The following is a 10,407-nucleotide window of genomic DNA, read 5'->3' as shown; positions in this document are numbered from 1 at the left end:
CGGGGCCGTCGCCCGCCGCGGGGCCCTGCCACCACCCCGGGGGCACCCCCCCGGGGGGGGGGCGCGCCCCGCCGGGCCGGCCGGGGGGGCCGCCCGCGCCCGGGGGGGCCGCGCACGGCAGGGTCAGGTGGCGACCGGTTCCGGGGTCGGCTCGGTGAAGGTCATCGCGTGCCTGACCACCGCGACGAGGACCTCCTTGACCGACTCGCGCCGCCGGGCGTCGCACATCAGCAGCGGTACGGCAGGGTCCAGGTCCAGGGCCGCGCGTACCGCCTCGGCCGGATGGAGGTCCGCGCCCTCGAAGCAGTTGACGGCGATGGCGAAGGGGATGCGCCGCCGCTCGAAGTAGTCGATGGCCGCGAAGGAGTCCTCCAGGCGGCGGGTGTCGACCAGGACCACCGCGCCGAGCGCGCCCTGCGCGAGCTCGTCCCAGAGGAACCAGAACCGGTCCTGACCGGGCGTACCGAAGAGGTACAGCACCAGGTCCTCGCGCAGGGTGATCCGTCCGAAGTCCATCGCGACCGTGGTCGTCGACTTGGACTCGACCCCGTCGAGGTCGTCGACCGGCCGGCTCGCCTCGGTGAGCTCCTCCTCGGTGCGCAGGGGCCGGATCTCGCTCACCGCCCCGACCAGCGTGGTCTTGCCGACGCCGAACCCGCCGGCGACCAGGATCTTCAACGTCACCGGTTCGACCGGCGGCGGACCCTTGCGGCTAGAGCGCCCGAAGGCCATTGATCACCTCACGCAGAATGCTCACGTCCGGCAGCTCGGCCGGCGGAACGGGACGGGTTACGTGGACCAGCTCGTCCTCGACGAGGTCGCCGACCAGGACCCGGACCACCCCGACGGGCAGGTCCATCCCGGCGGCGAGTTCGGCGATCGACTGCGGGAACTCGCTGCAGCGTTCGACGATCTCCACGTGTTCCGGGGAGAGCGTCTGGTCGCGGCCGGGGTCGTCGGCCGCGGGCTCCGGGACGACGACCGCGATCAGGTCGAGCCGGTGGCGGCCGGCGGTCGCGGTCCGGCCGCGGGTCATCGCGTACGGGCGCACCACCGGACCGGCGTCGTCGTCGAACCAGTGGTGGGCGTCGCCGCCGTTGCGGTGGCGCCGCGCCTGTCTCGCCGCTGCGTCGCTCATCGCATCCCGCCTCACCCTCCGGTGGGCAGGCCGGACCGGGGGGCGGTGGCGAGGTGGGCGCCCACGCGCTTGACCATGAGCGTCATCTCGTACGCGACGAGGCCCACGTCGGAGTCGGCGTCCGCGAGGACGGCGAGGCAGCTGCCGTCACCGGCGGCCGTGACGAAGAGGAACGCGTCCTCCAGTTCGACGACGGTCTGACGGACCTTGCCGGCCTCGAAGTGACGGCCGACGCCCTTGGCGAGGCTGTGGAAGCCGGAGGCGACGGCGGCCAGGTGCTCGCTGTCCTCGCGGCTGAGGTCCCGGGAGCCGCCCGTCGGCAGGCCGTCGCTGGAGAGCACCAGGGCCTTGCGGATCGAGCCGACCCGCTCGACCAGTTCGTCGAGGAGCCAGTTCAGCTCGCCGGTTGAGTTGGGTGTTGCGGCGTTCGGTGCGGTCATCGACCGTCCCCCTCCGGTGTCGTTCCTGGTGCTGTCTCACTGCGGGCGCGCTGCCAGCCTCGCTGCATCGCGGCCATCCTTCGGCGTACGTCTTCGGCGTCCCGCTCCGCGTCCTCGGCGTCGGCGGGACCGGGCGCGGAGGCGGGTGCGGCCGGGGCGGCGGACCGCTCGGCCTCGTCCCGCAGCTGCGGGACGAGGCTCGCCTGGCGGACCCGGCGGGGCAGGCCGCCGATCGTCGGGGCGGTCCCGCCCGGCGCGGGGGGTGCGGGCGCGGACGGGGTGGTGCCGTCGCGGTCCCGGGGGCTGTCGTCGGGGGTGCCGGCGCCGTGGCGGGCCCGGGTGGTGGCGTCGCGGTCCCGGCCGGCGCCGTCGTGGGCGTCGTGGGTCGACGGGTGCCGGTCGGCGCGGCCTTCGCCGGGTGTCTCGTCCGCCGCGGGCGCGGGGTGGGCGCGGGCGGCCGGGTCGTCGACGCGCCGGCCGTGCCGGGCCACCAGGGCCGGCCTGCGGCGGGGCAGCGGGATGGGCCCGGTGGGGCGGTCGGCGGACGCGTCGGCCACCTGCTGGTGCTGCTCGCCCGAGGGGGCGCCGGCGGGGCGCAGGGGCGGGCGGGGCGCGAAGAGGGCGTCGTCCGGGGAGTCCGCACGCTCGTCGCGGTGGCGGCGGTCGAGACCTTCCCGCAGGCCGGCCCGCAGCTCGTCGGAGAGGTCCCCGAGGAGGTCGAAGGGGCCTTCCAGCTCGACCGGCCCGTCCAGGGCCGGGGTCGTGTGCGGCAGGGCGGTGCGCCGTGCCGTGCCGCCCGTACCGCGGCGGTCGGGGGTCTTGCGGTCCAGCCGGAAGCCGGCGCCCTGCGTCTCGGGGGCGTCGGTGAGGAGCGTGGCCGGGAGGAAGACGACGGCGGTGGTGCCTCCGTACGGGGAGGGCTGCAGGGAGACGCGGACGTTCTGCCGCCGGGCGAGGCGGCTGACGACGAACAGACCGAGCCGGTCGGTGTCGGAGAGCTCGAACTCGGGGGTCTCGGCGAGGCGGAGGTTCGCGTCGAGGAGGTCCTCCGGGGACATGCCGAGGCCCCGGTCGTGGATCTCCAGGGTGAAGCCGTTGGCGACGCGCTCGCCGAGCACCTGGACGGCGGTGTGGGGAGGGGAGAAGACGGTGGCGTTCTCGAGGAGTTCGGCGATGAGGTGGGTGAGGTCCGCGACGGCGGGACCGCCCACGCCGATGCGGGGCAGGCGCCGGACCTCGATCCGCTCGTAGTCCTCGACCTCCGCGACCGCGGCCCGGACGACGTCCATGAGCTGGACGGGCCGGCGCCACTGGCGGGAGGGGGCCGCGCCGGAGAGGATCACCAGGCCCTCGGCGTGGCGGCGCATGCGCGTGGTGAGGTGGTCGAGGCGGAAGAGGTCGGCGAGCTCCTCGGTGTCCTCGGTGCGCCGCTCCATCGTGTCGAGGAGGGTCAGCTGGCGGTGCAGGAGGACCTGGTTGCGGCGGGCGAGGTTGACGAAGACCTCGGAGACGCCGCGGCGCATGTCGGCCTGCTTGACGGCGGCTTCGACGGCGGCGCGCTGAAGGGTGTTGAGGGCCTTGCCGACCTGGCCGATCTCGTCCTTGTCGTACTCGAGCCGGGGCACCTCCGTCTCGACGTCGACCTGCTCGCCGGCGGCCAGGCGGCGCATCACGCTGGGCAGGCGGGCGCCGGAGACCTCCTGGGCCTCCTTGCGCAGCCGGGTGAGGTCGCGGACGAGCCCGCGGCCGACGCGGACGGAGACGATGACGGAGCACAGGACGGCGAGGAAGCCGAGGACGCCCGCGCCGCCTGCCTTGAGCAGGACGCTCTGCGCGGCGGGGCCGACGCGGTCCTGGTAGCGGTCGCCCGCCTCCCGGTTCTCGGTGGCCAGGCCGTCGAGGACGGCGACGGCGGCCTCGGTCCACCGGGCGGTGTCCGTGGCGCGCGGGTCGTCGGTGGGGCCGCCGGACACGACCGACTCCTCGATCTCCCTCAGCGGCTGGCTCCGGGGGCCGTGCCAGAAGTGCCGGTACACGTCGCGCTCGCCCTGCGGCAGGACTTCGAGGCTGAGCTCGTAGAACTGCCGGCGGCGGGCGACCAGGTCGGAGATCAGGCGGATCTCCTCCGCCGTGAGGCGGTTGCTGATGAGCGAGGAGACGACGAGGGCGTCCTCGCGGGCGAGCATCTCGCGGGCGCGGGTGAGGCCGACGAGGGCACGGCCCTGCTTCTCCATCTCGACGTTGTCGAGGGCGTTGAGGTGGACGAGGAAGGTGTAGCAGGGGTCGACGAGGCGGTTGTAGAACTCCAGCGCCTGGAGGCGGCCGACCGCGCGGGTGTCGACGGACCGGCGCAGGGTCGCCAGGCTGTCGAAGGCGGCGAGGAGCGAGTCGAGGCGCTGCGCGGCGTCGTCCTGCATGGCGCCGGTGACGCGGGGGTCGCGGGCGTGGGCGCGGATGACGGCGACGGTGCGGTCGGTCTCGGCGCGGTCGCGGCGCAGGGCGGTGAGGGCGTCGGCGGCGCGCGGGTCGGCGAGGTAGACGAGGCTCTGGCGGCGTTCGCGCTGGATCACGCGGACGGTGTCCTCCAGCGGGTAGCCGACCTTCTGCATGATGTGGCCGACGTCGAGGAGGTGGCCCGCCTCGCGGCCGGTGATGAAGGTCGCGAAGCCCCAGAGGCCGGTGAGGGACAGGAGGGGGACGAGCAGCAGCGCCACGATCTTCCTGCGGATCGACTTCCCGCGAAAGCCCATGGCCTCCCCCAGCTCGCCCGGCCGCCCGGCGCGGCACGGGATGTACACATCAACGGAGCAGCAAACGGCGCGAGCCTACTACTGCCGCACAGGGGACCCGAAGACGCGTCCGGACGCTTTTCGGCCGCCTCACGCGTTGTTGATCATGACTTGTCCCGGTATCCCCGCCGTGCCGGGAGAACCCTCGGGTCGCCGGTGGATCCGACTGTGGCGCATGACACCTGGCGAGGCGTCAGTACCGTGCCGGTGGGGCGTCCGAGCGGAGCCGCTCCGGCTCTGATTCCGGATGGCTGGAATTGCCCCCTCCGGGAATCTTCCCGGGCCGTCGGCCGTCTTCCTGTACGGGGGGCGGCGGTCCGATCGGCGTAGAACGGCCCACAAGGGGCAGCCACCCTGGTACGGGTTTCTGTGGTGGGGAGTGACGGTGCATGAGCACGGGGCGTCATGAGCTCTGGGTGGAGGAGCCGGTCGGGCGGCGCAGGCTGCCGGATCCGGTACGGATAGCGGCGGTACGGGCCGGGATCGTCACGTCGGTGACGCTGATCCAGGCGATGGCCGCGTATTTGTTGACGGTCACGGGATCCTGGCTGGCGTTCCCGCTGGTGCTGACCAGTGTCGGCAGCACGGTGGGGGCGACCTGGGCGGTCCTGGACGTCTGGGTGACGCGTCAGGTCTGGAAGCAGCGGTACGGCGTCGTCTCGGAACCGAGCAGCACGGCGCGTCAGCTGCGGCGCGAGCGGCGGTCGGCGAGGCGGGCCGCGCGGGAGGCCGCGCGCATACGGACGGCGCCCGCTCGGACCGCGGCACGGGGCGGCGCGCAGTCCCCGTCGGGCGGGCGCGCCCCTCAGCCGGCACCGGGCGAGCTGTCGCGGGCCTGACGCGGCCGCGCCGCGGGTGGGAAGCGGCCGGGGCCGGGGGCGCGGGTGCGTCCCCGGCCCCGCCGTGTGTCTCGCCATGCGTCTCGCCGGGCCGCCCGCGGGGCGCGTCCCGGCGGTCTCGGGCGCGTCCCGACGGCGCCGGCGGTGCCGGGTGGGGCGGGTGGGGCGGGTGCGCCCCGGCGGTGTCGAGGCGCGGGGTGTGGCGGGTGCGGGGCTGTGCGTCGGCGGGCCGACGGCCGGGCGTCAGCCCGCCGTCGGCTGACGCTCCGCCGGGGGCTTCCCCTCCGTCGGGGCCCGCTCGGACGTCGGCCGCTCGGCGGGCGGTCGCTCGGACGTCGGCCGCTCGGCGGGCGGTCGCTCCGTCGGCTGGCTCCGCCGGAACATGCGGGTCGCGGTGATCTCGCCGTGGACGGCCGGCTCCCCCTCCCGGGCGGGCTGCGGCAGCCCCGGCCGCAGGTGCTCCTCGACGCTGATGTACTTCAACCCGGCCCGCAGGTCGGCGTCGTTGCGCAACCTGATCACCAGCGGGAACTCCGCGAGCGCCGTCGTGTCGAAGAGGCCCGTCGTGTAAAGGAGCTGCACGCCGAGCGCGTCCGACACGGCCCGCTGGAGCTCCAGCAGGTAGGTGGCGTTGGCGCGGCCGATGGGGTTGTCGAGGAAGAGCGTGCCGGCGTGCCGGTGCTTGTCCCGGCCCCGGTCGTTGCTGCGCAGCGCCGCCATCGTGCAGTACAGGGCGATGGCCGCGGTCAGGAGCTGGCCGCCGGAGAAGACGTCACCCATCTGTCCGACCGGGACGCGCTCGGCGCGGAGCACCGCGTCGGGCTTGAGGATCTCCACGGCGACACCCCGGGGCTGCAGGGCCGCGTGGACGCCGCGCAGGAGCAGCGACATGCCGTCGCGACGGAGGTCGGAGTTCTTCTTGACGGCGGCGCGGGTGGCCTCGTCGATGACCTCCCCGAGCCGCTCGACGAGGGTCGCCTGGTCGGGCTCCTCGAAGCGGATGCGGAGGAACTCCTGCCCGGACCACTCGCCGAGGCCCTCGGGCAGCCGGGAGAGGCGCTGGGCGGAGCGCAGCGTGGTGAGCGCGGACTCGACCAGGCCGCGCAGCCGGTCGACGATCGACTCGCGGTTGCGTTCCAGCTGGGCCAGCTCGTCGGTGAGGACGCGCAGGCGCGGCGCGAACGCCTCGGCCCAACGGGCGGCGTGCTCGGGCAGCGCGGCCGCCGGCAGCTCCCTGATCTGCTGCCGGGCGGGGGTGCGCACCTGCTCGTAGCGGGTGGAGTTGGCGTGCCGTACGAGGACGTCGCACGCCTCGCGCACGGCCGAGTCGGCAGCGGACAGGTCGGCGGCGCAGCCGCGCAGGGAGCGGCGGGCCTCGGCGGCGGCCTGGCGGGCTTCCTCCAGGGAGCCCGCGTGGGGCTGGGGCTCCTGCGGGTCGTCGTCCGCGTGCTCGCGCAGCTGGTCGCGCAGGAGGGCGGCCAGCTCGTCGAAGCCGCCAGCGGCGTCCTCGGCGGCGCGGTGCGTCCGCAGGAGGTGGGCGTGCGTGGCGCGGGCCGCCTCCAGGGCGTCGGTGCGCGCGGCGAGTTCGCCGGTGGCCGTGCGCAGCAGCGTCTGGGCCTGCTCGGCGTCGGCGGGGACCAGCTCGTCGGGCAGCTCGGTGTGCGCGTCGCCGTCGGTGGGTGCGAGCCGTTCGGCCTCGCCGCGCAGCCGGCCCAGCTTCTCGCTGGCCTCGGAGGCACGGGTCTCCAGCAGCTGCACCAACGACTCGGCGCGGGCGGCGGCGGCCTGCCGGGAGGGGCCGTCGGCGCCGTCCGGGCTGTCCAGCAGCTGCGCGGCGCGGGTGCGGACCTTGTTGGTGAGCCGGTCGAGCTCGGCGAGGGCGGCGCTCTCGTCGCTCTCCGCGCGGGCCTGCTCGGCGCGCAGGTCGGCGCCGACACCCACCTTCTCGTACAGCTGCGACGCGGCGCGGTACGCCTCGCGGAGCGCCGGCAGGGAGGGGCGCGGCACGCCGCCGTCGAGGAGGTCGGTGCCGTCGGGCTTCTCCTCGGGGACGTTCTCCGGGGCGCCGGCGATCTCGGCGCGTTCGGCGCGCAGGGCGCGGGCGGTGCGATGGGCGTCGTCGGCGGCGCGCTGGGCGGCGCGGCGGTCCTCGTCGGCGGCGCGGGCGCGTTCCAGGCACGTCTGGGCTCTGGCCTCGGCCTCGGCGGCCTCGTCGGCGAGCTCACGCAGGCGGGACTGCCAGCCCGCCCGCTCCCGGAGCCGGAAGGCGAGGCCGGCGAGGGCGTCGGCGACGCGGCGGGCACGCTGGGCGGCCTCCTGCCGTTCGTCGCGGACGCGGGCGGTCTCGGCGGCGGTCTCGTCGGCCTCCGCGCGGGCGGCGCGGGCCTCGGCGAGGACCGCCTGTGCGGTCTCCGCCGCTTCACGGGCGGCTTCGGCGGCCCCGGCCAGCTCGGCGAGCATGCCGGGCGGGCAGTCGGCGCGCCACGAGCCGACGCGGGCGGCGAGCGAGCGGTCGCCGGCGAGGCGGGCCGCGAGGCCGCGGATCTCCTCGTCGCGGGCGGCGGCGCGGGCGCGCAGGGCCTGGCGCTCCTCGTCGGCGGCGTGCTCGTCGTGCATGGCCGGATTCGGCGGGATGAGGAACACCTCGCCGTCGTCGTCCGACGGCTGCCGGGGTACGGGCGCGAGCAACGCGGCGGCGGTGCCGACGGCGACGGCGGAGCGGGGCAGGAGGGCGGCGCCGGCGAGGGCCTCGCGGGCGCGGGCGTACGACTGGGGGTCGGTGACGACGACGCCGTCGACCAGTTCGGGGCGTGCGGCGAGGACGGCGGCGTGGTCGGCCGGGTCGACGGACTGCGCCAGGTAGCGCCAGCCGGGGAGGGCGGGTACGCCCTGCTCGCCGAGGAACTCGACGGTGGCCAGGACGTCGGGGCCGGGCGGCAGGAGGCCGCCGTCGCCGAGGGCTCCGAGGATCCGCGCGTCGTCGGCGGCGGCGGTGCGCAGGTCGAAGAGCTTGCGCTCGCCCGAGGCGATGTTCCGGTCGAGGAGCTCGCGCAGCTCGTCGGCGTACCGGTCGAGCTCCTCGGCGGTCAGGGGGCCCTGGCCGGTGCGGGGCGGGGCCGCGCTCGCGCCGGGCCGCTGCCCGGTGGCGGCGCCGGTGTCCCCGTCGGAGCCGCCACCGGTGGTCCCGCCGCCGTGCTCACCGGTGGTGCCGCCGGTGTTCTGGCGGGGTACGTGGGCGGTCCTGCGGGCGGCGGGCAGGCTGAGCAGCTCGGCGAGGCGCTCCTCGGCGGCGATGGACTCGGCGGCGCGCCGCTCGGCCTCGTGGGCGTGGCCGGCGGCCTGGGCGGCGTCGGCGGCGCGGGCGGCCGCCAGTTCGGCGCGGGACTCGTCGGCGGCGGCCTCCCGGGCGCGGTCCGCGGCGAGGCGGGCGGCCTCGCGGGCGGTGTCCCAGGCGGCGACGGCGGTCTTCTCGGCGTCGGCGGCGGCGAGGGCGGCACGTGCGGGGTCGGCGTCGGGGGCCGTGTCGTCGAGCCAGCCCGCCCGTACGGCCTCGGCGGTCTCCTGCTCCACCTCGGCGAGCCGCTGGCGCAGGTGGCCGGCCTCGCTGCGGGCGCGCTGCGCCTCGGTGGCGGCGGAGGTGGCGTCGCGGTGGGCGGTCTCGCCGGCCTCCTGGAGGGCGGCGGAGCGCTCCTCCTGCTCGTCGGCGTGGCGCTCGCCCTCCGTCGCGGCGGCCTGGAGGGCGCGGACGAGGTCGGAGGCGGCCTTGGCGCGGGCGGCGAGGGCCGGTGCGGCGTCCCGCTCCGCCTCCTGGATGGCGACGGCCACGCGCGCGGAGCGGTCGGCCGCGGCGCGGTGGCGCAGGACGGCCTCGGCGGCCTGCCAGGCGGCGTGCAGGGTGCGGGCGTCGGTGAGTTCGCGGCGCTGGGCGGCGGCGCCCTTCTCGGCGGCGGCGAGCGCCAGGGACGCGTGGCGGTAGGCCAGTTCTGCGGCGACGAGGGAGCTGCGGGCGCGGGCCTGCTCGGCGTCGGTGACGGTGTGCGCGGCGGCGGTCACCTGCTCGGCGAGCTCGGCGGTGCGCACCCGTTCCTCGCCGGCGCGGGCGGTCAGGCGGCGCGCCAGGGTGCGGGTGCGGCGCTCGGCGGCGGCGTGGACGTCGCGGGCGCGGGCGCGGGTGTCGGCGGCGTCGACGATGCGGCCGAGGAGGTCGACGGAGCCGGCGGTGAAGTCGCGTTCGGCGGTGAGTTCGGCGCGGCGGCCGAGCTTGCCGCCGAAGCCGCTGACGAGGTCGGCGAGGCCGTCGGTGTCGCGGGTGTCGGTGACGGCGCGCAGCAGGAGGTCGGTGAAGTCGGAGTCCTTCTTCACCGCGAAGAGGCCGGCCGCCTCGCCCTCGTCGGCGTTCATCTCGCGCTGGTAGCGGAAGAGTTCCGGGTCGAGGCCGAGGTCGCCGAGGTGTTCGTTCCAGCGGTCGTGGATCTCCTCCCAGTACACCTCCAGGTGCGGGTACGCCTTGCCGGCCTCCGTGAGGGCGTCGCGGAAGCCCTTCATGGTGCGGCGGCGGCCCTGCGCGCCGGAGGCGCCCTCGCCGTGCGCGCGGACGGCGGTGGACTCGGCGACGGGGAGGTTGTCGAGGCTGAGGCCGGGGCCGGGGCGGAAGGAGTACCACGCCTCGGCGAACTTGCGCGGGTCGTTGGAGACCTGGCGGCCGCGCCACTCGCTGACCTTGCCGACGACGACGAGTTCGCCGGTGAGGGTGTGCTGCCACTCCAGGGCGACGTGTCCGCAGTCGTCGGCGAGGAGGAACTTGCGCAGGACGCCGGAGCTCGCGCCGCCGAGGGTGTTGCGGTGGCCGGGGAGCATCACCGAGAAGATCAGCTTGAGGAGGACGGACTTGCCGCCGCCGTTCTCCAGGAAGAGCACGCCGGCGGGGGCGGGCCGGCGGGGCGGGCCGACCGGTTCGTCCTCGAAGAACTCCGCCTGGGTGGGGGCGGGCCGGGGCACGGGCTCGCCCACTCCGCGCAGGTCCAGGACGGTGTCGGCGTAGCGGGCACCGGCGGGTCCGATGGAGTAGAGGCGGACCCGGGACAGCTCGTACATGGCGGCGGACTCTCGTCGGTGGTTCGGAGGGGCGGGGCGTCGGGACGCCGGTGGCGGGATGCCGGTGGCGGGGGCGCCGTCGGCGGGGCCGGGGGCGCGGGTCGGGG

Annotated in this window: 6 protein-coding genes; 1 reads left to right on the top strand and 5 read right to left on the bottom strand. The window is 76.4% G+C overall.

What is annotated here, in order from left to right:
- Positions 1-123: 123 nt before the first annotated feature.
- From ACF053_RS08725 to ACF053_RS08710, 4 genes are read right to left on the bottom strand one after another with little or no spacing between them, the layout of a single operon-like run.
- Complete coding sequence (locus ACF053_RS08725) at positions 124-732, bottom strand: GTP-binding protein (protein WP_391953179.1); 609 nt, start codon at positions 730-732, stop codon at positions 124-126.
- Entirely contained in the window at positions 713-1,138 is a 426-nt protein-coding gene (locus ACF053_RS08720; protein ID WP_058944972.1) for a DUF742 domain-containing protein, read from the bottom strand. Before ACF053_RS08720 ends, ACF053_RS08725 begins: the two co-directional genes overlap by 20 nt.
- A gap of 11 nt (positions 1,139-1,149) precedes the next feature.
- Positions 1,150-1,578 carry a roadblock/LC7 domain-containing protein gene (locus ACF053_RS08715; RefSeq protein WP_058944973.1) on the bottom strand — a complete coding sequence of 143 codons (429 nt, stop codon included), beginning with the start codon at positions 1,576-1,578 and terminating at the stop codon, positions 1,150-1,152.
- Positions 1,575-4,328: a sensor histidine kinase gene (locus ACF053_RS08710; RefSeq protein ID WP_391953178.1), complete on the bottom strand. Its 2,754-nt coding sequence runs from the start codon at positions 4,326-4,328 to the stop codon at positions 1,575-1,577. Before ACF053_RS08710 ends, ACF053_RS08715 begins: the two co-directional genes overlap by 4 nt.
- 428 nt (positions 4,329-4,756) lie before the next feature.
- Between ACF053_RS08710 and ACF053_RS08705 the strand changes: the two genes are divergently transcribed.
- Positions 4,757-5,206 carry a hypothetical protein gene (locus tag ACF053_RS08705; RefSeq protein ID WP_391953177.1) on the top strand — a complete coding sequence of 150 codons (450 nt, stop codon included), beginning with the start codon at positions 4,757-4,759 and terminating at the stop codon, positions 5,204-5,206.
- A 243-nt stretch (positions 5,207-5,449) separates the two neighbouring features.
- Here ACF053_RS08705 and ACF053_RS08700 read toward each other — a convergent pair whose 3' ends face one another.
- A complete protein-coding gene (locus ACF053_RS08700; RefSeq protein WP_391953176.1) occupies positions 5,450-10,300 on the bottom strand; it encodes a hypothetical protein in 4,851 nt (1,616 codons plus the stop codon).
- Positions 10,301-10,407: the final 107 nt, after the last annotated feature.

Origin of the sequence: Streptomyces kanasensis (assembly GCF_043077165.1) — a bacterium.
GTDB classification, from domain to species: Bacteria; Actinomycetota; Actinomycetes; order Streptomycetales; family Streptomycetaceae; genus Streptomyces; species Streptomyces changanensis.
Note: the sequence above shows the minus strand (reverse complement) of the source record. Positions and strands in the feature narration are given on the sequence as shown.